Source organism: Bacillus testis, from assembly GCF_001243895.1.
GTDB classification, from domain to species: Bacteria; Bacillota; Bacilli; order Bacillales; family DSM-1321; genus Bacillus_AD; species Bacillus_AD testis.
Window position 1 is genome coordinate 2,261,667 of sequence record NZ_LN851186.1, and the last position, 23,098, is coordinate 2,284,764.

General features: G+C 44.8%; 14 protein-coding genes. 2 read left to right on the plus strand and 12 right to left on the minus strand.

The window, feature by feature from the left end; all coding sequences use genetic code 11:
• Nucleotides 1-319 precede the first annotated feature (319 nt).
• From trhA to sucA, 6 genes are all read right to left on the minus strand, one after another.
• Nucleotides 320-973 carry a PAQR family membrane homeostasis protein TrhA gene (trhA, locus tag BN1765_RS11450; RefSeq protein WP_050615255.1) on the minus strand — a complete coding sequence of 218 codons (654 nt, stop codon included), beginning with the start codon at nucleotides 971-973 and terminating at the stop codon, nucleotides 320-322.
• 213 nt (nucleotides 974-1,186) lie between these two features.
• Nucleotides 1,187-2,089 carry an LCP family protein gene (locus BN1765_RS11455; protein WP_050615256.1) on the minus strand — a complete coding sequence of 301 codons (903 nt, stop codon included), beginning with the start codon at nucleotides 2,087-2,089 and terminating at the stop codon, nucleotides 1,187-1,189.
• Between the two features lie 77 nt (nucleotides 2,090-2,166).
• The gene (locus tag BN1765_RS11460) at nucleotides 2,167-4,413 is read right to left on the minus strand and encodes a DEAD/DEAH box helicase (protein ID WP_050615257.1); all 2,247 of its coding nucleotides are present in this window, start codon (nucleotides 4,411-4,413) and stop codon (nucleotides 2,167-2,169) included.
• A 157-nt stretch (nucleotides 4,414-4,570) separates the two neighbouring features.
• Complete coding sequence (locus BN1765_RS11465; protein ID WP_050615258.1) at nucleotides 4,571-5,203, minus strand: cell wall hydrolase; 633 nt, start codon at nucleotides 5,201-5,203, stop codon at nucleotides 4,571-4,573.
• 371 nt (nucleotides 5,204-5,574) lie between these two features.
• Nucleotides 5,575-6,855 carry a 2-oxoglutarate dehydrogenase complex dihydrolipoyllysine-residue succinyltransferase gene (gene odhB / locus BN1765_RS11470; RefSeq protein ID WP_050615259.1) on the minus strand — a complete coding sequence of 427 codons (1,281 nt, stop codon included), beginning with the start codon at nucleotides 6,853-6,855 and terminating at the stop codon, nucleotides 5,575-5,577.
• Between the two features lie 21 nt (nucleotides 6,856-6,876).
• A complete protein-coding gene (gene sucA / locus BN1765_RS11475; RefSeq protein ID WP_050615260.1) occupies nucleotides 6,877-9,711 on the minus strand; it encodes a 2-oxoglutarate dehydrogenase E1 component in 2,835 nt (944 codons plus the stop codon).
• Between the two features lie 498 nt (nucleotides 9,712-10,209).
• Between sucA and BN1765_RS11480 the strand changes: the two genes are divergently transcribed.
• On the plus strand, nucleotides 10,210-10,848 hold the full coding sequence (locus BN1765_RS11480) for a class I SAM-dependent methyltransferase (RefSeq protein WP_050615261.1): 639 nt from the start codon (nucleotides 10,210-10,212) through the stop codon (nucleotides 10,846-10,848).
• Nucleotides 10,849-11,060: 212 nt separating this feature from the next.
• Here the strand turns inward: BN1765_RS11480 and BN1765_RS11485 are convergent, their stop codons facing one another.
• Together BN1765_RS11485 and BN1765_RS11490 are read right to left on the minus strand one after the other, a co-directional pair.
• The gene (locus tag BN1765_RS11485; protein WP_050615262.1) at nucleotides 11,061-11,831 is read right to left on the minus strand and encodes a polysaccharide deacetylase family protein; all 771 of its coding nucleotides are present in this window, start codon (nucleotides 11,829-11,831) and stop codon (nucleotides 11,061-11,063) included.
• A gap of 85 nt (nucleotides 11,832-11,916) precedes the next feature.
• Nucleotides 11,917-14,526, minus strand: coding sequence for a cation-translocating P-type ATPase (locus BN1765_RS11490; protein ID WP_050615263.1), 2,610 nt, complete (start codon nucleotides 14,524-14,526; stop codon nucleotides 11,917-11,919).
• Between the two features lie 413 nt (nucleotides 14,527-14,939).
• Here BN1765_RS11490 and BN1765_RS20070 point away from each other — a divergent pair, with 413 nt between their 5' ends.
• Nucleotides 14,940-15,194 (plus strand): hypothetical protein, encoded by a 255-nt coding sequence (locus BN1765_RS20070; protein ID WP_147554184.1) that lies wholly within the window; start codon nucleotides 14,940-14,942, stop codon nucleotides 15,192-15,194.
• A 175-nt stretch (nucleotides 15,195-15,369) separates the two neighbouring features.
• Here BN1765_RS20070 and BN1765_RS11500 read toward each other — a convergent pair whose 3' ends face one another.
• The 4 genes from BN1765_RS11500 to BN1765_RS11520 all read right to left on the minus strand — a co-directional run bounded on the left by BN1765_RS11500 (nucleotide 15,370) and on the right by BN1765_RS11520 (nucleotide 23,070).
• Nucleotides 15,370-16,269 (minus strand): M23 family metallopeptidase, encoded by a 900-nt coding sequence (locus tag BN1765_RS11500; RefSeq protein WP_050615265.1) that lies wholly within the window; start codon nucleotides 16,267-16,269, stop codon nucleotides 15,370-15,372.
• A 143-nt stretch (nucleotides 16,270-16,412) separates the two neighbouring features.
• Entirely contained in the window at nucleotides 16,413-17,291 is an 879-nt protein-coding gene (locus BN1765_RS11505; RefSeq protein ID WP_050615266.1) for a glycoside hydrolase family 73 protein, read from the minus strand.
• Between the two features lie 495 nt (nucleotides 17,292-17,786).
• Entirely contained in the window at nucleotides 17,787-21,236 is a 3,450-nt protein-coding gene (metH, locus tag BN1765_RS11515) for a methionine synthase (RefSeq protein WP_050615268.1), read from the minus strand.
• Nucleotides 21,229-23,070 carry a bifunctional homocysteine S-methyltransferase/methylenetetrahydrofolate reductase gene (locus tag BN1765_RS11520; RefSeq protein ID WP_050615269.1) on the minus strand — a complete coding sequence of 614 codons (1,842 nt, stop codon included), beginning with the start codon at nucleotides 23,068-23,070 and terminating at the stop codon, nucleotides 21,229-21,231. The genes metH and BN1765_RS11520 overlap by 8 nt, the downstream gene beginning before the upstream one ends.
• Nucleotides 23,071-23,098 lie beyond the last annotated feature (28 nt).

A 23,098-nucleotide genomic window follows, 5' to 3' on the forward strand; every position in this document is an offset into this window, starting at 1 on the left:
GGAACTATTTGTGTACTAGGTTAAAAACGCGCGAATACAGCAACCAATCAGAACACACATTTTCCTGAATAGCTTATAAAAAAAGAAGGCATCGCATCGGCAAATACGCTTGATTGCTTATAAGGTATCCATAAATAATATTCTATAATAATCCCCTTGTGACTTAGAAAAATATCCCTTTGTTCTAAACCTTCATTCTCCCTTTGTACTTCTCATTATACAATAAATTTCAATAGTTTACAATTATATGAAATATCTAATGACACAAATTTCTTTTTGGCACAATAATGAAATACACCCTTTTTGCGGAACCTTTTCATCAGTACTTGATTGGCGTGACATATAATAAAACGGCGAAGAAATGGGCCACGGAACCGCCTAGGACAAATAAGTGCCAAACGGCATGGTGAAACAGAAAACCGCGCCACACATAGAAAACAGTGCCAATGGTATAAAGCAGGCCCCCGACGACCAATAAAACAATGCCTGCTTTCGGCAATGTATCGGCAAGCGGGCCCCAAGCCACAACAATCAGCCAGCCCATCGCTATATAAAGCAGAGTCGAAAGATACATGAAGCGCTTGACAAAAAATGATTTAAAGACGATCCCGATGATTGCTACTGCCCAAACGATACCCAGCAATGTCCAGCCGAGCGGCCCATTAATGACGATCAGCATAAATGGCGTATAGGTCCCGGCAATGAAAATATAAATAGCGGAATGGTCAAATATCTCTAAAATGTCTTTTGCTTTTCCTTCAGGGAAACTATGGACCAACGTAGAACACAGATAAAGGAGAAGCATCGATATCCCATAAATGGCAAAAGAAACAACATGCAATTTAGTGCCGTATTCCACTGCATGGTCGATCAAGAAAATGAGAGCAGCCAGGCTGAGCAATACACCGATTCCATGTGTTAGAGCATTCACAATCTCCTCTTTTTTTGTATATACATGCGTTTTATCATTCATCGTTCTCATCCCCTTAAGGCACCATTGTTGTATTCTTAATTATACTATACTGTAAACTTTCTTTTTTGCTAATCACAACTGGACTTTCTATACCCTCGTTGCAGGCTGATTAAACCGGATTATTTTGCAATGATCAGTTTGCTTACAAAATAAAAAGCAAACCTCCACTAAGACTGCCATTTGAGAAGATTTGCTTTTATTCCATATAGAGCTCTATTTGGTGACTGCTCGTGATTTGGAGAAAAAATCATTTAGCGCATTGATGTTTTTCTGGCGGTCTATCTGAAGGACGGCTCCCGCATGGTCATAGGTTTTGTTTTCGAAGCCATTTGCAATCGGAATGGTCATTGTTTCCACCGAATCGACCTTGTGCATCAACAGAGATGTAGCGAGCGCCAAGGATTCACCCAGGCCTATATCTGTTTCTATATACTTCAATGCTCCTTCAACCAGTTTTGGCATGGCTGCCATTTGCTGAAGGGAAGACAGATCTGCTGTCATTGTATCCTTCAGCTTCACGAGAACCTCCTGCTGGCGTTTGACTCTTCCGAAATCATTATCGTCGTCATGGCGAAAACGGACATACTTCAAGACATCCCGCCCATGAAGCATATGCAGGCCTGGTTCCATTTCCATCTTCATATCTGCAATCATCTCTTCGGAGACATCAAGCTCGATGCCTTCAGGTGCGATCGCATCAACTACTTCTGTAAAACCCTTGAAGTCGATCACAGCAGAATGGTCTATTTTAAGGCCGAAATTCTGCTGAATCGTTTTGGCCAGCAACTCTTTTCCACCCAAATAATAAGCTGTGTTCAATTTATGGTAGCCTTTTTGGTAGCCGGGAATTCTGACATATGTATCTCTCATGAGTGAAACTATTTTTATTGTTCTCTTCGGTTCATCGTATTGTCCCACTAATATGGCATCGCTCCTGGACTTATCTTCGCCTCTTGTGTCGATGCCAACAATCATTATATGCATCGGTTCCTTCATGCCGCTTGCGTTATGATGGCCCTTTTTCCCCTGTTCAATAGAAGGCGTTTCCCCGGATGAACAAGCCGCCAGGAGAACCATTACTGACAAGATCGCCAAACACTTCTTTATCTCTCTCATCTAACATCCCTCACAATTTGTGTTGTAAGGTTAGTATGTTTGTCTTTCCCAAAAATATACAAAGAAGAAAGAAATGCTCAATCAAGCCCTTCTACGCCTAAATGGCCCAAAAAGGAAGCAATAAACGGCATGGAGTCAAGCCTGATGGCGACATAAGGCGGAAGAACGCCCTTGGATTGCTCAAAAGGCTGTCCCAGCCAAAGGATCCGTCGGTCGATCAAGACGAACGGAAAAGGGACTTCAGCAAAGTAAGGTTCTCCAAACTCCATATCACTTGGGGCATCGGACAGAATATTGATGGCCACTGAATCATTGATTTTCTTCAACTCTTTCAGCCAAACCGGTGAGACATTGTGCTCTCGCGGTAAAGAAAGAATGATTTCTTTCTTCGCCTGTCTCACATCTGTAAAAACGTCGTCCAGCTTTTTGGCGTGCACCCATTTGAGACGTTCATGATGGTTTTTTGCCCACATACCAATACTTTGATGTTTGACTGCCTGCCCCATCGCCATCTGATGCTCAACAAGTAGCCTATGGGTTTTCCGCTGGCCGGTTTTTCGACGGATATAATCACAGTTTGCTACATGGATGAATTTCCCCTTCGTTCTGGTAATCGCTACATTGATGAGACGTTCACTTTCTTTGCCCACCAGAAGAATGCCCGGGCGTTCCTGCGGCCAGCAATCTACACTGTCAAACACCATTACTTCTTTTTCGCTCCCCTGGAACCGATGTACAGTAGCGGAGACAATTTGACCCGCCGCTTTTTCCATTGGATAGAAATCTTCCAACAAATCATCCATCAATTGCGCCTGTACACGGTAAGGAGTCACATAGCCAAGGCTGGTTGCCCCGCCAAGGATTGCTTCGTGCAATAATTGGAAAGAAAGGAACAGCTGCCACGGATTCCAACGGGAACGGGACGTTTTGTCATATGTCCCGTAATAGCCTGTAAAACTGGTATCCACTAAAATAGAGGCCTGTCCATTGAAAGGCCCTCTCTTTACAATCCTATTAGTAGACTCGGCCATACCTGGATAATCATGCACCAATGAATGGTACACATGTTTGTTCGTGAAGGCGGATATATCAGGATGCATTCTCCGCTGTTCATTCAGCAATAATAGGTGGGGATGAAAAGGACCGTTCCGCACTGTATCGGCAACGCCTGATTTATGGAAAATATCTTCCTTCAGCCATTGTGCCACTTCCGGATGCTGGCTATTTGCAATCGGCGGCAACTGTTTAAAATCGCCGCAAACAATGATTCTTTTTGCCAGTGAAGCTGCAAAAGCAGCCTGAGGCACATAGCACATGCTCGCCTCATCGACGATGGCTATATCAAATTGATGCTCATAAATAGCAGGATCCATAGCTGCCTTCGCAAGCGTGGTACCGAGCACTTTCGCATCCTTAATGAGGCTGTGTTCTTTTTTCTTCATTTTCTCCATGATTGAAGCCCATTTTGTCTCTAATTTAAGAAGCTTTTGGGAATCACGGTTGCTGAATGAAGATTGCAAGTCCTGCTTCAACATATTCCTTTCCAGCAGTAACTCGTTCTTTTCATGCACCAAAGTAGGATCACTCTGTTCAAGCAGATAATGAAGAGTTATTTTTTCAGGAAGATTGGCATCCGTATGGGCGCCATAACGGATGATATCCCCCTCTTTGAAATGTTTTGTCTTTTCGAGGAAATGGCTCATTTCGGCCATGAGTACGTTTACTGCGGCATTGCTTTGGGCGAGGACGAGCACGGTTTTATGATGCAGGTATTTATTTGCCGCCACCCGGGCCAGTGTATAGGTTTTGCCTGTGCCCGGCGGTCCCCATACGTATGTAACCGGATTGACTTGGGAGCGATTATATAATTCTTTTACCGATGTTTCCCCCTGTTTCGCCCTGTATTTATTCGGCATATCGGGGTTCAGCAGCCGCTTGATGCGGGCTCGTTTAATCTTGCTTTTTTTTATTTCAGCCAGTCTGCCCGCCAACTCATCAAGCAATTGCCATGGATCGTACATCAAGTAGGCTTCAGATAAATGGTCACCCAATGACTCATCCAGCACAAGAATGATCCCTTTACCTTCAGAGGACAAAATTCGCCCCTCAACGATCTTTTTGCCCCACTGCAATTTAATCTGGGCCCCCGCAGGGACTGTGATCGTCTGGCGGCTTTCAAAATAATAGGTTTCTTCTTCCGTGCCGGTCAATTGCCTGCCGTTCTGCAATGCATATTTGTTGCTTCCATATTTTTTAAGATGGGCGATTTCCGCTTGCAGCGCTTTAGTCCATGCTTTTATATATTGAATCGATGTTAATTCCATCCTTGTTCACCCTGTCCGTGTATCTTTCATCTGTGCAGCTAAGCAAGATATGTAAAAAGCAAAAAGCCCCATGAATGGGCTTTTTGGCATGTAGAAAGTATATCATGGCAGCTTTCCAGGAAGCAAAAATTATCTGTGGGCTAAATCCTGATACAACTCATGAGCGGGCAAAGTTATGGTTTCCGATTTTCTCAAGAACCGGCAATGATTTAATCCATTTGTCATTGGTTTTATTAGGATTATAGAAGAAAGTCGCTTCAGTCAGCTGTTCCTGCAGAGCAATCGCTTCGTTGACTGCTTTCTTGCATTCAGTTGAAGCTGGCTTTTTTATTTGTCCGTTTGCTACAGGCGTAAATTGTCTTTTGGCATTGATGACACCGCTGATTGTATTTGGGAATTTATCGCTTTCGACACGGTTCAATACGACTGCAGCTACAGCCACCTTGCCTTTGTATGGCTCCCCTTTTGCTTCAGCGTTGACTAAACGGGCCATTAAATCTTTTTCTTGGGAAGTAAATGTTCTTGGCAATACTAGTTCTTCCCCTTTTTCGATGGTTGCCGTTGTTATAAGATTATTTTTCTTTTTAAGGTCTTCCAGTGAAACACCGTATTTTTTTGCTACTTCGGCTACTGATTCCTTTGCCTGAGCCACATGGATTATTTCACCTTTACTGTTACGTTTATAGGAAGAAGAAGTTGCCTTCTCCGTTTGTGCTTCTGTATGAGCCGGTACAATAGAAGCAAGGAGTACCAGACATGCTGCAATTGCTAGTGAAATAATTCTTTTCAAGTTATTTCCTCCTCTTTTCTAAGTCCCCCTAACTCTAACAAAAGACAAAGTGGTGTTCACCGTTAAAAAATTTCCAGTAAAATGTCAGATAGTTTTTACAAAATCAGGATTTTTCAACTATAGCACTAGAGGAACACAGCTTGAACTCTTACAGCGCTTAGTTTTCATCCGTTTGGATAAAAATGGATGAACCTCTAATCGTAAAGCCATGATTACTTGTTATTTTCCTGAAATTGGATGTATATTTTCATAAAAAAAGATGGACAACTACTGCTGGAAGCTTCCCATCTCAAGGCATTAACAGCATAAAATTTAAACGTAAAAAAAGCCTGCAGTGCTGGCTGCAGGCTTCCATATCTATTTCTTTAAAATCAACCTTCCAAAAGCAATTGTTCTGGGTCTTCAAGCAATTCTTTGATCTTAACCAAGAAGCTAACCGCTTCTTTGCCATCTACGATACGGTGATCATAAGAAAGTGCCAAATACATCATCGGACGGTTTTCCATTCTAGTATCATCAATAGCAACAGGACGCATTTGGATTTTGTGCATGCCCAGAATCCCGACTTGAGGGGCGTTCAATATCGGCGTACTCATTAATGAACCGAAAGTCCCACCGTTTGTGATGGTGAACGTACCGCCTTGAAGATCGGAAATGGCCAATTTATTTTCGCGTGCTTTGACCGCCAAATCAGCGATTGATTTTTCGATTCCGCCGAATCCTAATTTATCTGCATCTCTGACAACCGGAACAACCAAGCCGTCCGGAGCAGCAACAGCGATGCCGATATCATAGAATTTTTTCAAGATTAATTGGTCTCCTTGGATTTCTGCATTCAATAACGGGAACTTCTTCAAAGCTCCAACAACGGCTTTCGTGAAGAAGGACATAAAACCTAATTTCACATCATTGTTCTTTTGGAATGCATCTTTGCGGCGTTTGCGCAAATCCATGATAGCAGACATGTCTACTTCATTAAATGTTGTCAGCATAGCGGATGTATGCTGAACCTCCACCAAACGCTTAGCGATCGTTTGGCGTCTGCGGGACATCTTAACGATCTCAACTGGTTTGGAGAATTGTGCTTCCGTAACGGCTGGAGCTGATTTTGGCTGCTCTTTTGCCGGTTTTTGCGCCTCTGTTTTTTGTGGAACGGACCCGGCATTTTCAACGTCTTGGACACGGATACGGCCCATTGGATCGCTTGCAGTGACTGCATGAAGGTCGATGCCTTTTTCACGCGCCATCTTACGGGCAGCCGGGGATGCGATGAATGTATGGCCTTTTCTGCTTTCTTCAGTCGGCTCAGCTGCATTGCCAGCTGCTTTTGCTTCTTTTTCTCCTTGTTGTTCCTGTGAAGTCTCTGCAGATGAAGCTTTTGGTTCAGAAGGATTTGGAGCCGGTGCAGCACCTGATCCGCCTTCATTTACAACAGCGATTGCTTCTCCTACTTGGACAGTATCCCCTTCTTCTTTCAGAAGATCTCCAACGACTCCACTATGTTCGGAGATGATTTCCACATTTACTTTATCTGTTTCGAGCTCGGCGATGTATTCCCCTTTTTCAATGCTTTCACCCGGTTTTTTCAGCCATTGGGCAATGGTGCCCTCTGAAATGGATTCTGCTAATTCTGGTACAATAATTTCTGCCATGATTGGTTTCCCCTCTTCGCTTTATTGTTGGAATGCTTCCGCAATGATACGCGCTTGTTCTTCCTTATGAATTAAAGGATCGCCTTCAGCCGTGCTGGATCGGCGTTTTCTTCCGTTATATGAAACTGCCACCTGTGATGGGGCCGCTGCTGCCAAACGCGGTTCCACGAATGACCATGCCCCCATATTCTTCGGCTCTTCCTGCGTCCAGACGATTTCTTTCAGCTCGCTGAACTGTTCAAAATAAGCCTTGATATCGCGGAATGGAAAAGGATAAATTTCTTCTAGGCGGATTAATTTAACTCCCTTCGTATCTTCAATTGAAGATGCATATTCATGCAGATCGATGCTCATCTTGCCAGTCGAAACTACAATACGGGTAACCGAAGAAGCATCCTTTCCGGCAGTAAGCGGATCTTCCATGAACGGTTGGAATGAGCCCTCACTTAATTCTTCTGGAGATGAAGCAACATTTTGGTTGCGCAATAAGCTCTTAGGTGTCATGAGCACAAGCGGTCTTACTTCTTCCATCTTAAGCACTTGGGCCTGTCTTCTCAGAATATGGAAGTACTGGGCAGCGCTTGATAGGTTAGCGACCGTCCAATTGTTTTCGGCAGCAAGCTGTAAATAACGTTCCAGGCGAGCGCTGGAGTGTTCCGGGCCTTGCCCTTCATATCCATGAGGCAATAGCATGACTAGGCCTGATTTTTGCCCCCACTTCGCACGGCTGCTGGAAATGAATTGGTCAAATATAGTTTGCGCTACATTGGCGAAATCCCCATACTGTGCTTCCCATAAAACGAGCGTTTCAGGCGAGAAGATATTATAGCCATACTCGAATGCCAATACAGACGTCTCGGACAATGGGCTATTATGGACATCAAATGAAGCTTTTGAGTTAGACAATGTATGCAATGGCGAATATTTTTTGCCGGTTTCACTATCATGCAAGACCAGGTGGCGCTGAGAGAACGTCCCCCGCTCCGAATCCTGCCCTGTCATACGGACAGCTGTCCCATCTTCGTTGATGGTAGCAAATGCTAATGTTTCAGCAAGCGCCCAATCGACTTTCCCTTCTTCTTCAAAAGCCTCAAGTCGTCTTTGTAGGATTTTTTCAACTTTTTTGAATACATTGAACCCTTCTGGCCATTTCAGCAATTCGTTATTAATATTTTTTAATCGGTCAAGGCTGACTGCTGTGTTCAGCTTTGGAATGCCGTGTTCAACGGTTTCTGGCGCAACCATGCTGAATAAGCTGTCCTTCTTGTTATTGGAAATCTTGTTATAAGCCGCTTTAAGGCGGTCTTGGATCGCGCTATCCATTTCCTTGAACTCTTCTTCAGTGATTTCTCCGTTTGCGATCAATTTATTCGCATAGATTTCTTTCACCGTCGGATGCTTATGGATCAGACGGTACATCTCCGGCTGAGTGACCAATGGTTCATCCATTTCGTTATGTCCGAAACGGCGATAGCCAAGTAGATCGATCAAGAAGTCCTTCTTGAATTCCTGTCTGTAGAGGAAGGCCAATTGAACAGCAGCAAGGCAAGCTTCCGGATCATCGGCATTCACATGCACGATTGGAATTTCATATCCCTTCGCCAGGTCGCTCGAATACTTAGTTGAGCGGGAGTCGGAACTTTCCGTCGTGAATCCAATCATGTTGTTGGTGATAATATGGACGGAACCGCCGGTTTGATAGCCTCTTAATCTGCTGAGGTTCAGCGTCTCGGCTACAATGCCTTCACCTGGGAATGCCGCATCCCCGTGGATAAGAACAGCCAGGGATTTAGAGAAATCCTGCTGCGGATATCCCGCTTCTGTACGGTCATCCTGGACTGCTCTTGTATACCCTTCCACGACAGCACCGACAAATTCAAGGTGGCTTGGATTATTGGCCAAAGAAAGGCGGGCCTTCAGCACATTGTCATCTTTGATTTGTTTGTCTGCCCCAAGATGATATTTTACATCGCCAGTCCATCCGTAATTGATCCCGATGGAACCTTCGGAAGGAACAAGCTCTTTATTTGGTGCATGCTGGAATTCCGAAAAAATGATTTCGTACGGTTTGCCAAGGACATGCGCTAATACATTAAGGCGGCCGCGGTGGGCCATGCCGATATTTATATGTTTCGTACCAGTTTGCACTGATTCGCTGATTAATTCATCCAAAACAGGTATGAGTGCATCCAATCCCTCTACAGAAAATCTCTTCTGTCCCACAAATGTTTTATGAAGGAATTTCTCGAAATCTTCCACTTCACTCAAGCGGCGAAGAACGGATTTCTTTTTCTCCTTAGAGATGGACGGAAACATTTTTCCCGATTCAACCATTTCAGTCAGCCACATGCGCTCTTTCAATTCATGCACATGGTGGAATTCGAAAGCGATCGTTTTCGTATACAACTCTTTTAAATATTTGATTGCTTCATATCCGTCCTGCACAGAGCCAGGTACATGCTCACATAGCAATGACGCAGGGATGGATCGCAAATCCTGCTCTGTTAATCCGTATTTACTCAAGTTTAACAATTCCTTGTCATCCCGCTCTTCCGACAAAGGATAGATATTCGCCGAAAGATGCCCGTATGTCCGGATATGGTCCGCTAGTTTCACAGCAGACATAATTTTTTTCACATTGGCCGCACTCATCGTTTGAGTTGCGCCTATTTCCCCTTGTTTTTGGAAAGCGTACACATTTTCAGATGGACCGCCCCATTCGGCAAAGACTTCTTTCACATCATCTTCCACTGAATCGGGATCCTGCATATATCGATCATACTGTTCCAGTAAATATGCGTAGTTTGGTCCGGTTAAACTCTCCCATGGATTCCCGCCTGTTTTCTGGCTGGCCATTTTAAAAACCCCCACCTTATGAAGTTATGAAAACAAAGCCCTATTTGGCATCCCCCAATACCCTTTGTTGTCCAACTAAGATTCATGTTCTAATAGTTATGTAGAGATAATAATGAAAATAAGAATATTCAACCAATAAGGGATAAAACGTTTTCAAAGATATATTACCATTTCTTGCATGGGAGTTCAAAATTTTGACACGAGAATTTTCAATTTTTTCTTATATTTATTATATTAAACATAAAATAAGAGAAATAAAACGCTTACATAAGCAAAATCATAGATAAATAGAAATATTCCCTTTAAATTTCCAATCAGTTGACTGTCCTGCCAATAACCATTTAACTCGTTATCGTTTAATCAGCGCATTTAACTTTATTATGGACAAGTCCCCTTTTACAAGAAGAGGAACATTCATCTTCAGGTAAACTTTGCAACTAATTCTACATTAATCATATAAATATAATATGAATAATTGGAACAAAGTGGAGGGATATGATGGGCAGAGAGTTTGATCGATTATTTGATAAGTGGGCTGCTAATTATGACGAAACGGTATCCGGTTCTGATGACCAATATGCCGATGTTTTTTTAAATTATGACCATATACTTGAAGCTGTTTCTTCTCATGCGAAAGGCTCTGTGATTGAATTTGGAGTTGGAACAGGAAATTTGACTGCACGCCTAATTGAAAAAGGAATCCACGTTCTTGGGATCGAACCTTCTACAGAAATGAGAAAAAAAGCAAAGAAAAAACTCGGTTCCTTATCCATTGTGGATGGTGATTTCTTTCACTTTCCACTAGAAGCAGATGGGGTAGACGCATTTGTAAGCACCTATGCATTTCATCATCTAACGGATGATGAAAAAGAAAAGGCCATTGCCTTGTACGCCAAGCATCTAAAAACAGGCGGAAAAATTGTCTTTGCCGATACAATGTTTTTAACAAAAGAGGATAAACAAGCAACCATTGAAACAGCTAAAAAAAACAGATTTGATCGTTTGGCCGAAGATTTACGAACCGAATATTACACAACGATTCCCTATATGAAATCTATTATGGAAAAACATCAGTTTCGTGTAACATTTACACAGCTTAATGCATTTGTCTGGCTAATGCTTGGCATTAAACAATAATGGAGTAACTAGGAATCGTGTGCCTATAGCAATATATTTTAGTGAGCCGGGAAGAAAGAGCCACCTCCTTTCTTCCGGCTGAACAGTTATTTGATCAGTTATTTGATCAGTCATTTTTCTGATAGCCTAAAAACAGAATTCAAGCTGCACTTCCATATCATAATTAGTAAAACCGATCAATCGTAGTTGCTATACTCTGTTTCGAACAGATTCTATTTAAATTGCACAGCCTGCGTCCCTTCATGAATGACATCGAAAGAAAATCCTTGTTTCTTCAACCCTTTGATGATAGTAGGCAGTGCGGTGACCGTATGATCCATGGCGTTTATGTCATGGAGAAGGATGACTGCCTTTTCCTTTCCTTTCGCTCCGTTAATGACCTTTGAAGTTATGGTGTACACCGATATGGCAGGGGAAATGCCGTCTGTTGAATCGATGTTCCAATCAAAATAAGTATAGCCCCGTTTTTTTGATTCATCGATGATCTTCCTCATGATTCCAGGCCCGCCATACAATTTACTAGAAGAGTTCCTAGAACCACCGGGAAAGCGAAGGATTTTTGTCCTGATCGAGAAATTTTTCTGAAGGAATGTTTCAAGCTGTGCAATATTATGAAAAAACTGGTCTGGGGAGGTATAGATCTTCCTGTAATCATGCGAATAGGTGTGAAGCGCGATCGCATGCCCCCTTTTCATCATTTCCCTGTAGCCTTGCATTCCTTCTTCCGACGGGTTCGCCATAACAAAAAAGGTCGCTTTGATTTTATATTCGTCGAGAATATCAAGAATAGGGATAGTATTTGAGGAAGGGCCATCATCAAATGTCAAATAGGCTACCTTGCCTTCCGCTTCCCTGGCCTCTTCTGGAAGCAGCCCATCATCCACAGCCCCTGCAGCATAGCCCTCGGTTGCGAAACCTACAACAGTCAATAATATAATCACAACGACAAAGAGGTGTTTATATCTACGTTTTCTTTCGCCCATAACGTGAGCCCCTTTCTTTATTGCTGTTTATTTTGCACGCATTTCCTTTTCCTATGCGGAAATAGACAGCAAAAAAAGGAACATCCTAAAGATGTCCCTCATTTTTAGGTCTGATCCATTTAGTCGCTTCCATCAGTAAAACGGAAGCTGCAGCCAGTGAAGCTGCCCAGCCCCATTCCCTCCAACCGAAGGACGAAGGAATAGCGAAGATTTCCCGGATTCCCGGCAACACGGTCAACCCATACAAGCATAGGCACACAAACACAGCTCCTAGAACGTATTTATTGCTGAAAAAGCCTATGCGAAAGATCGTCTGGGAATTCGACCGGGCCGCAAATGTCTGCAAGGTCCTTGCCAATATGAGCGTGGTGAAAGCCATCGCCACAGAGATTTCCTCCGACTGCCCGAGGCCGATCCACTGCGAAAGAATAACGGCTGAACCGATTAACCCACCTCTGACAAGCACAATTCTCATGGTGCCGCCGGCAAAAATACCTTCGTCCAGCAGGCGCGGCTTCCGGTCCATAATCCCTGGTTCCGCTTTTTCCATCCCCAGTGCGATAGCCGGAAGAGAATCGTTCACCAAATTAATGAACAACAGCTGCAGAGCGGTGAACGGATTCACCCAATTGAAAGCCAGCGCGAACAGAATGGCGAAAATGGCGCCTAAATTGCCGGCGAACAAGTAAGAAATACTCTTTTTGATATTGTCAAAAACCGTTCTGCCCACTTCAACCGCTGACACAATGGATACAAAATTGTCATCCGTCAGTATCATGGCAGCAGCATCCTTAGCCACATCTGTCCCGCTGCCCATGGCAATGCCGATATCCGCCTGTTGAAGAGCAGGTGCATCATTGACACCGTCGCCTGTCATAGCAGCAATATTCTTTTTCTTCTGCCAGGCCTGAACAATCCGTATTTTGTTTTCCGGAGAAACCCTGGCATATACAGACACCGTTTCTAGGACTTCTTCCAGCTCACGGTCACTTAGGCGGTCCAATTCCTGGCCGGATAAAGCCCGATCTTCGTCATCCATCAAGCCGATCTGCCGGCCAATTGCCTCAGCTGTTGTCTTATGGTCTCCGGTAATCATCACTGTCTTGATGCCTGCCCGCTTCGCTTTTCGAATACTTTTTGCCGCTTCTTCCCTAGGCGGATCCATCATGGCTATCAATCCAACGAACGTCAATTCCTTTTCATCCTTAAGCTCCAAGCGGCTTTTTTCAGCCGGAAACTCACGATAGGCAAATGCCAGTACACGGAGTGCTTGGCCTGAATATGCTTCATTTTCCATACGCAGGCGTGCCAGCATCTCCTCCGTCATTTTCTCCTCCCTATTTCCTTTTAAGATTGTGGTGCATCTGCTGAAAATGACATCTGGCCCTCCCTTAACCACCATAAGATTTTTCCCATTTATTTTATGGAGGGTACTCATCATTTTCCTGTCAGAATCAAAAGGAAGCTCCGCAAGCCGTGGGGAATCATGTCTGATCGTCTGTGCGTTTTCAACCTGCCGATCGGCATAAGCAAGCAATGCTACTTCAGTCGGGTCGCCCAGTTCTTTTCCGTCTTCATTAATATGGGCGTCATTGCACAAAGCCCCAATGGCCACTAGAAAAGGAGTATTGCTGTGCTCCAGCAGATAGTGATCCACTACCGTCATTTTATTCTGGGTGAGCGTCCCTGTTTTATCAGTGCAAATGACCGTGGTGGAACCCAGTGTCTCTACGGCAGGCAATTTTCTGATAATGGCATGCTGTTTTGCCATTTTATTCATGCCTGACGCTAGCACGATCGTAACAATGGAAGACAAAGCTTCCGGGATTGCGGCAACCGCCACTGCCACAGAAAACATCAGTGCGTTGAAGAGAGCGATTTTCATATCTGCCGGATGGCCGGAAATAAACACCTGAATTGCTTTGACAATAAAAATAAATACGCAAAGAGCCATGATGGCCAGCCCCAGCTTTTTACTGAACTGTTCCAACTTCAGTTGCAAAGGCGTTTGCTTGGCCTCCGCACTTTCAAGCAAGGCGGCAATCTTTCCGATTTCCGATTGCGCTCCTGTAGAAGTGACAATGAAAACACCCCTGCCATGAACCGCTAAGGACCCACTGTAAACCATATTTGTACGGTCTGCCAATGGCACTTCTTCTAAGATGGGCTCGGTCTGTTTTTCCACAGCTTCCGACTCTCCCGTCAGCATTCCTTCATTAACTTTCAGGCTCCCGCTTTCCACCAGTCGGCCATCCGCAGGGACAAAATCTCCAGCATCCAGATGGACAATATCGCCCCTGACCAGCTCGCGTGCATCTATTGTTTGCTTCATGCCATTCCGGACCACCTTGGCTGTAGGGGCGGACATCTGCCTGAGCTCATTTAAAGAATTTTCAGCTTTCTTGGTCTGCAGCACGGAAATAATCGCATTGACTAGCAGGACAATGACGATAATCACAGCCTCCACGCTTTGTCCTAATAAGAATTGCACGATGGCAGCGATTAAGAGCACAATGACCATGGCATCTTTGAAATTCTCTAGCACTAACTTCCAGACAGGCTCCTTCCCTTGTTGCTCCAACTCATTGAATCCATAGGCATTTTGCCTATGGCTCACTTCTTCTTGCTGTAAACCTTCCAAGGAAGAGTCCAATTCTTTGACCGTTTCGCTTACTGTTTTTCGATACATTTCCAAAGCGTGATCCCCTTCCTTTCTATGCCTCATTCTTTTATTATTTTAATATAATGAATATTGACTATCAATGTTCTACATGTTCCGTTTTCTAATAATCGGATTCATGGCTATTTTTTGTTTACAGCAATACGCCCGCTTGGATGCTTAACTTTTAATCTAGCTTTTTGGGTTTAGTACGTAGTACGGATAGCTCCTTTTCTTCATATATTCTCTCCTTTGTCCCTTTCATTTTGCAGGCTTTGACTTTATCCCTTGAAAAAAGATTTTTTCATTCTGTTAAATTTGCCTTGATTGTTGAGGAACAATTAACTGGCTGCATAATATTTTTAGAGAATATTCAGATATATATTGTACCCTCTCCCTTTCTATTGCTATAATTTGGCATATACCCTTTTGAAGAGGAGGAAGTCTCTTTGTCCTTCAGCAAACTGTCATTTTGGTTTTCACTTATTGCCATCCTATCACTGGCAGCTTCCTTTTTGTTTAACCCGCTTTCATTTATGTGGTATGTCGCCATTGGACTGTACATCGCCGGCATCGTTCTCAGTATCGTGGCCATCATCAAAAAAGAATCGGGCTGGATTAAGTACTTCAGCTTTTTATCCATATTTTCAGTCGTCATTCTGCTATTTGCCTCCTTACTGTTGATGGCTATCACAATCAAGTGAGCAAGTATAAGGGGATCGCTTAACTTAATAGATGGAATAAACAAAGGGAAAATGAAGAAAGGCAGTCAATTTATGTGATTGACTGCCTTATTTATATTTATTGCGATTTCTGTCGCTTTTCTGGTGCATCAGCGCGAAAAATTGTTTCGTATACTAGTTGAGGCAAAATTTTCAGCTATCTCACTAAACTATTCCTTTTGAGGAATCTGCCATCAAACTCGATTGGAACTCCTTCTCCGTCTTTTTCGGCATGAATATGCAAATGGGGTTCTGTTGTATTTCCTGAATTTCCCACAAATCCAATGTCCTGTCCTTGTTGTACCATTTCACCAACTTCTACACTACTACTTCCTTCTTGCATATGGGCGATTATGACATTCACATTCCCATCATCACATCGTATATTTACGTAATTTCCTTCTGGATTGCCAGAGTCTGCCTCCGGTGGTATCAAATCAGGCAAATCATGGCGTGCTTCTATTATTTTACCGGAGCATGGACTATATAATGCCTCTCCATAAATAGCGTACCGATTCAGCTCCTTCGGATAAATACCGCCGGCCCGCATCCCCAGTCCATTAAGCTTCACAATATCCAGAGCATACTTCTGAGGCGGATATGCATTATGATAATTGATTTGTACAGAATTTCCTCCCTGGCCAACATAATATGTCCCGTCTTTTAACGGGAATCCAAGTTCAATTGGGGAGTCATCCGTAGTAAAGCCGCTGAATGCCCACACATTATTTAGGCCGAGAAACAATAAAAGGATCACATAGATACCTAAGGACCATTTCTGGCCGCGGCGGTATTTGATGCGGAAAGGCAAAACCCTCCCCTTTTTCCATGATCGGTAAATGGCAGCTATCATTAAAATCATCCATACATACCGCAAATAATAGCTAAGCCAATCCCATGGAGACCGGACAAACAACCCAATTACAAACAACACCGTAAACAGTGCCTCTACAAGCCATTCCAACCTGCTATGGAACGATTTTCTCCATAACGCAATAATAAAAGCGGCCGGTAATGCCACTTGTATAACCATTAACTGTATGATAGCGGCTGTCATATCGATTCCCCCCTGTCATTTTAAGAAAAGACATTCATTGTCTCGTTTTCTATGCCTCACTTAAAAGAATACCTTTTTTTTACAATAAAACAACCAACTGCACGAAAATAGCATAAAAAAAGACTTGGGTATTCCCAAGCCTTTTATACGTTGGCACTCTGCACATCGTTGTCTATTTCATAAAGCCGGTATTGTTCGATGATTCCCATCAGTTGGCGGCCGTATATTCTTTCGCCGTTTTCGTTTTCTTTCGTGCTGTAGCCTGCCGCCTGCAATGCCATTGCCTGATCGGCGTAAGTTTCAGCTTCAAACAAGCCGTGCTTTGTATAGCGGGGGTTCTCTTTCAAGAATCGGCCGTGGTCCTTGATGGATTCATCAATCGAATCGTACACCCTGAACTTTGCCGTTATTTGCCTATCATATTGTTCGCTGGTATGGAGGCTTGCCGTTTTTCCGCTCCAGCCATGATCCTTGATGCCGAACAGATTATTATATTCCGTTGACAAATGCGAGCGCCCCCAATTAGACTCCAGAATAGCCTGAGCGATCGTGACGGAAGGCAGAACGCCGAATTCTCGGTAATTCTCGATGCCAGCTTTCTCGATGCTCGCGATGAATTGTGTCTGCATACTCGTATCATCCTTTACGAAAAACCGTCCCACTCCCGCCAGATACTTCTCATAAGCCGCCAGCTCCTGCTTTTGCCTGATGTTGAAATCAAGCATCGCCGCCACTTCTTCAATGGATTTGACGGAGTACCGCCCTTCGTTTTCCACAATGAACAAATCGACGATCCGTACGATTTGCTCATCAGTCAATGTATCTATGTCATACTCGACTGCCGCAACAGCCGCTATTGTTTTCCAATCGACCTGTATCTTTCCCTGGCTTGCTTTTTCTGTTGCTGTCTTTATATCCTCCATCTTCTCTGCCGGAATGGAAACCGGCATAAAGGATTTGAAGACTGTCCAGGCCATGAGCAAGAGAATGATCACAATTGTCCATTTTATAAGTTTCTTCATGCATCTTCCCCTTTTGAATGGATGTGTATGAATCAATCATACTCTTTCTTTCATTCTATAAAACTCATTGCCTGGATGCCAGAAAAATGAATGGGAAAGCTTCTTTTCGCTATTCCTCGCTTGGCGGCTTCCTCAAGACAAGAAAAGGTTTCACATTCCAACGTTTAGACTTAATTCTATTTTCACTGAATGTGGACTATCCAATTAAGGGTTACACCTATACAGTGTACAACAAAAAAAGGCCTGTTCTTATAGTAAGAGACCAGGCCATAATATACTGTATGTTCCCTATGTTTTTACTCTATGATAAAGTGAGGCTTTAATCGGTGGTTCCATTCATCCCCACCGATTATGAATGGAACCAATCGAATTTTCACTGGCGCTTGATCGCCCACTTACACTCTTTGTTTTCATTCCCTGTTGAAGCGGGAGTCTTAGTGCCAGCTAAAATGGGGCAAACCGATCAGGAGATCTCCAAAACGTTGATCTGCCAACTTATCTCTCCACATTAAAATACCTAGCTTCCGGATGGGCAAACACCACCGCCGAAACGCTTGCTTCCGGTTCCATCATGCATCCTTCTGTCAACTGGATGCCGATATCCTCCGGTTGTAGCAGCCTGAATAGCTTTTCCTGGTCTTCAAGGTTCGGGCAGGCCGGGTAGCCGAATGAGTAGCGCTGTCCGGTATATTTGGCTGCGAAACGGTCGCGCATGGCCATATCGACGGGATCGTGAATTCCCCATTTATCGCGCATGATATGGTGGATTCGCTCAGCGAAGCCTTCGGCCGTTTCGAGGGCCAGCGATTGAATCGCATGGCTTCTGAGGAATTCCCCTTGTTCTTTAAAATGCTCGCTGCGTTCTCTGATGCCGGCACCGGCTGTCACGATAAACATGCCCACATAATCCATTTCCCCGGAATCGACCGGTTTCAAGTAATCCGCTAAACATAGGAAAGGGGCTTTTTCCTGGCGAGGGAAGTCAAAGGTTTCTAATATCTCTTGTTGATGATCCGGATGATAGATCAACACTTTATTCCCGGAGCTTTGGGCAGGAAAAAACCGATAGACGCCATTCACTTGATGCCGCTCTCTCTTCAGATCCTCAATTAGTTCTTGTACCAGATTATTCAACATGATGGCCCGTTCATCCCCTTGTTGCAATAGGAGGTCCACCCTTCCCTTCAACCCCAAGTGGTGGGCTAACAGCATTTGCTTGTTCACGTAAGGAAGAATGAAATCAAGCGGATATCCAGCTAGAACATGCCTGTCGAGGTTTTCCGGCACCTTGACAACTGCCGGCGCCATTTCGACTTTAGGCTTTGATAATACCGCTACTGCACCCTGCTTTTCGGCAGTTGCAGTCACAACAGCTTTCTGCCGTTTATCGGCCAGTTCCTGCAGATAGCTTTCCTTTTCCGCTTGCTCGCCATGCAAGGTGTTAGCCAGCTGGAGTCCCTGCATCGCGTCTTTCGCATAAATGACCGTACCGTCATATTGGGGCGCAATTTTTGTATCGGTGAATTTCCGGGACAGGGCAGCACCGCCGACCATGATTGGTGTATCGATCTGTTGCTCCTTAAGGTCCTGCGCAGTCAGTACCATCTGCTGCGCCGACTTCACCAATAATCCGGAAAGGCCGATCATAGTCGGCTTATGTTCGCGGACCGCCTCAATGATCTGTTGTGGCGGAACTTTAATGCCGAGATCGATGATTTCATACCCATTATTCGATAAGATAATGTCAACGAGATTTTTGCCGATGTCATGGACATCCCCTTTGACAGTCGCTAGGATGATTTTCCCCTTGGAAGCCCCGCCGGCGTCTCCTTGTTCCATGAAGCCTTCAAGATAAGAAACAGAAGCCTTCATGCTCTCAGCACTCTGAAGCACTTCCGCTACGATTAATTGGTTGTCATTGAATAGCTCGCCGACTTTTGCCATTCCGTCCATCAGCGGCCCGTTAATAATATCGAGCGGCTTCATCCCCAGCCCCAGCGCTTCATCCAGGTCAGGGATCAACCCTTCTTTTGTGCCTTCAATGATATAATAGGCAAGCCTTTCTAATAGTGGAAGCTCAGCAGTTTCAGCCCGTTTTTCCGATTTCTTGCCACGATAGTAAGCGATGAAGCGCTGCAAAGTACCATCATTTGTTTCGAAAATGAGTTGATCAGAAAGATCGCGTTCTTCCTCTCCGATGCTAGCATAGCGTTCCAATTTTTCCGTGTTGACAATAGCGTAGTCCAAGCCTGCTTTTGTGCAATGGTAAAGGAAAACGGCATTCAGGATTTCCCGCCCGCGCGGCGGCAAGCCGAATGATACATTGGAGATGCCGAGGATGGTCAAGCAGCCCGGCAGTTCTTCTTTGATTGCCTGTATCCCTTTGATGGTCTCTGCAGCCGCTCCAATATACTGCTCATCTCCTGTTCCTACCGGAAAGACGAGCGGGTCAAAAATAAGGTCATTCGGATGGATGCCGTATTTATGGACGAGCAGTTCATATGAACGCTTTGCCACCCGCAATTTATCTTCAGCCGTAACAGCCATGCCCTTTTCATCGATTGTTCCCACGACAAGCGCCCCGCCATAGCGGTGCAATAGCTTGCTCACCGACGCAAACTTGGCTTCCCCGTCTTCCAGGTTGACAGAGTTGATAATCGCTTTTCCTTGGGAGTGTTTAAGGGCCTGTTCGATGACCTCATCATCGGTACTGTCGATCACTAAAGGCACCTTCACTTTCTTGACGGCTTCCTGGACGAACTCCTTCATATTATTCAGTTCATCATCATCCGGATCAGCCAGGCAAATATCGATGACATGAGCTCCTTTTTTGACTTGGGAGCGCGCAATTTCAGCAGCTTGTTCGAATTTTTTATTCCTGATCAATTCCTTGAACTTTCTCGATCCGATTACATTGGTCCGTTCCCCGACAAACAGCGGACGCATGCTGTCGTCATAGAATAGAGCATCGTTGCCGGAGACACCGTGATGCTCCCTTTCTGCAGGGATTGCCCGCGGCGGGATTCCTTCTAAAGCGGCTGCCATCTTTTCTATATGGGCAGGGGTTGTGCCGCAACACCCGCCAATCAGGTTTACCCATCCTTTTAATGCAAACTGTTTCACTTTTTCTGCTAGTGATTCGGGTGATTCATGATAGTGGCCTTCTTCATCGGGAAGGCCGGCATTCGGATAGCAGCTGATTGCTGTATTTGCGAGGCTTGCCAGTGTTCTGATATGGTCGCTCATGAACTCCGGGCCGGTCGCACAATTCAATCCGACTGCCAACGGCTTCATATATTCAGCAGAAAGGTAAAAAGAATCGATTGGCTGGCCGGCAAGCGTTGTGCCCATCGGTTCGATTGTTCCCGATAGAATCAGCGGCAACTTGCGCCCTGTTTCTTCGGAAGCCTGTTCGATGCCGTTAAAGGCAGCTTTTACATTCAAGAAATCCTGGCATGTCTCCAAAATAAACAAATCACAACCGCCATCAATCAGCCCTTTCGCCTGTTCGCGGTAGCAATCGACTAGCTCATCAAACGTTGTTCCCCCTGTCAGAGACAATGTCTTCGTCGTTGGACCGATCGAGCCGGCTACATAGCGCGGCTTTTCCTTAGACTGGTATGAGCTGCAAGCTTCCTTTGCCAGTCTGGCGGCAGCGACATTCAGTTCATACGCCAAGTGCCCAAGATTATATTCAGCAAGGACAATCCGTGTAGCGCCGAATGTATTGGTTTCAATAATGTCCGAGCCGGCAGCCAAATAGGCATCATGAATGCCTGTTATGATATCTGGCGCCGTAAGTGTGACATATTCATTGCATCCTTCATACGCTTCTCCCCCAAAATCGGCGGGAGAAAGGTCTGCTTTCTGGATCATCGTTCCCATGGCCCCATCCAACAGGAGTATCTTTTCCTTCATTAATTGTTGCAGACTTGGTTTACTCATAGAGAACACTTCCTTCAACTTTGATTGCATCCTGTATGCGGATATATTTCGTTAGCTCAACACTCATCCGATAGCGAAGAAACGGTGTAATTAGATAAATACCGTTAAAGCGGTCCATCACTGCGGATACCAATTCTTTAGCGATCGCCATTCCTTCCCTTTCCGCCTGCAACGGCGTCTCTGCCTTTGCCATCGCCCGAAGCACCTGGTCCGGCAATGTGATGCCTGGGACTTCATGATGGATGAATTCAGCATTCCGGTAACTGGTGAGCGGCATAATCCCGACAAAAACAGGCACGGGTAAATGTTTTACAGCTTGATAGAGTTCTTCTGCTTGCCCGACGGAATAAATAGGCTGTGTCAAAAAGGAATCCGCCCCGTATTTCACTTTTTTCTCCATGCGGGCGACCGCTCTATGAAGAACCTTGACATTGGGATTAAAGGCAGCGGCCACCTTAAAATTTGTTTTTCTGCCGAGTGGTTTCCCGCTGTAAGAGATCCCTTCATTGAATTGTTTCACTAGCGCAATCAGATCCATGGAGGATACATCATACACCGAGGTGGCTCCTGGAAAATCGCCGACTTTGGAGGGATCACCCGTTACCACCAATAATTCTTCCATTCCAAGCGTATGGAGACCCATCAGATGGGACTGCAGGCCGATGAGGTTATGGTCGCGGCAGGCAAGATGAATCAAGGGATTGATTCCCATTGTTTGCAGTTGCATGCCCATTGCCATGTTGCTGATACGCGGCGTGGCCAGCGAATTATCGGCCAGTGTGATGGTATCGGCGCCAGCTGCCATAATGGCCGCAGCACCTTCCAAATAAAGTGATGTTTCCAATTTTTTAGGCGGATCCAATTCCACCAGGATGGTCCGTTCCTGTCGCACCTTATTGTAGAAAGCCTGTTTTTCGCCCTTTCGGTTGCTTTCGATTACCTCTATCTTGGGAGCCCTGGCTTTTTTCAAAGTCACTGGCGGCAACCCTTGAAGTGCTTCTTTGACAGCTTTGATGTGCTTCGGAGTTGTCCCGCAACAGCCGCCTATTATTCTTACTCCCTGTTCTCTCAGTTCCAACGCTCTCTTGCCAAAATATTCTGTATTTTCTCCATAAGTCAGTATGCCGTCGCTGTATTCAGGCAAGCTGGCGTTTGGATAGGCGCATAGAACCGCCCGGGTCGGAATGGGAACCTGTTCCAACGCCCGTATCATGTGATAGGGGCCTAGGCGGCAGTTGACCCCCACCGCATCCGGCCCAAGGTCCTCAAGCCGCGCCAATGCTTCAGCCAAATGCATGCCGTTTTGCAGGTAGCCGACCTCATGCATCGATACATTAGCGATGATCGGCAAATCGGTTTCCTGCCTGGCTATTTTTAAAACGGTTTCGATTTCTTCAAAATCATAAAACGTTTCGAGCAATAAACCGTCTGGATCCTCCAGCAACAGGCTGAACAACTGCTCGCGAAAATTGCGTTTGATTTCTTCATGGGTTAAATCCGATTTTTTTAAGCCCCGGGATGCCCCGATTGTCCCAAATACGAAGGAATCGTTGCTTGCTGCGCTCCTGGCGATTTTCATGCCCTCTCTATTAATGGAAGACACATCATCTTCAAGCCCATACCGTTTCAATTTATAGTGATTGGCTCCGTATGTATTGGATTGAATGAGATCGGCTCCGGCCTGTACGTATGCCGTGTGGATATTCTTGATCAATTCTGGATGGGTGAGGTTTAACTCTTCATTGCATTGATCTACACCGGTTGCATGGAGAAGCGTCCCCATGGCCCCTTCTCCAATCAATATTCTTTTTTGTACTTCATCGCGAAAATTCATCAAGTATTCCCCTCTTATTCGGTTAATA

What these genes read in the sequence shown, in the direction of transcription:
- trhA (WP_050615255.1), bottom strand. Translation starts at nt 973, where the DNA reads ATGAATGATAAAACGCATGTATATACAAAAAAAGAGGAGATTGTGAAT.
- BN1765_RS11455 (WP_050615256.1), bottom strand. Translation starts at nt 2,089, where the DNA reads ATGAGAGAGATAAAGAAGTGTTTGGCGATCTTGTCAGTAATGGTTCTC.
- BN1765_RS11460 (WP_050615257.1), bottom strand. Translation starts at nt 4,413, where the DNA reads ATGGAATTAACATCGATTCAATATATAAAAGCATGGACTAAAGCGCTG.
- odhB (WP_050615259.1), bottom strand. Translation starts at nt 6,855, where the DNA reads ATGGCAGAAATTATTGTACCAGAATTAGCAGAATCCATTTCAGAGGGC.
- sucA (WP_050615260.1), bottom strand. Translation starts at nt 9,711, where the DNA reads ATGGCCAGCCAGAAAACAGGCGGGAATCCATGGGAGAGTTTAACCGGA.
- BN1765_RS11480 (WP_050615261.1), top strand. Translation starts at nt 10,210, where the DNA reads ATGGGCAGAGAGTTTGATCGATTATTTGATAAGTGGGCTGCTAATTAT.
- BN1765_RS11485 (WP_050615262.1), bottom strand. Translation starts at nt 11,831, where the DNA reads ATGGGCGAAAGAAAACGTAGATATAAACACCTCTTTGTCGTTGTGATT.
- BN1765_RS11500 (WP_050615265.1), bottom strand. Translation starts at nt 16,269, where the DNA reads ATGACAGCCGCTATCATACAGTTAATGGTTATACAAGTGGCATTACCG.
- BN1765_RS11505 (WP_050615266.1), bottom strand. Translation starts at nt 17,291, where the DNA reads ATGAAGAAACTTATAAAATGGACAATTGTGATCATTCTCTTGCTCATG.
- metH (WP_050615268.1), bottom strand. Translation starts at nt 21,236, where the DNA reads ATGAGTAAACCAAGTCTGCAACAATTAATGAAGGAAAAGATACTCCTG.
- BN1765_RS11520 (WP_050615269.1), bottom strand. Translation starts at nt 23,070, where the DNA reads ATGAATTTTCGCGATGAAGTACAAAAAAGAATATTGATTGGAGAAGGG.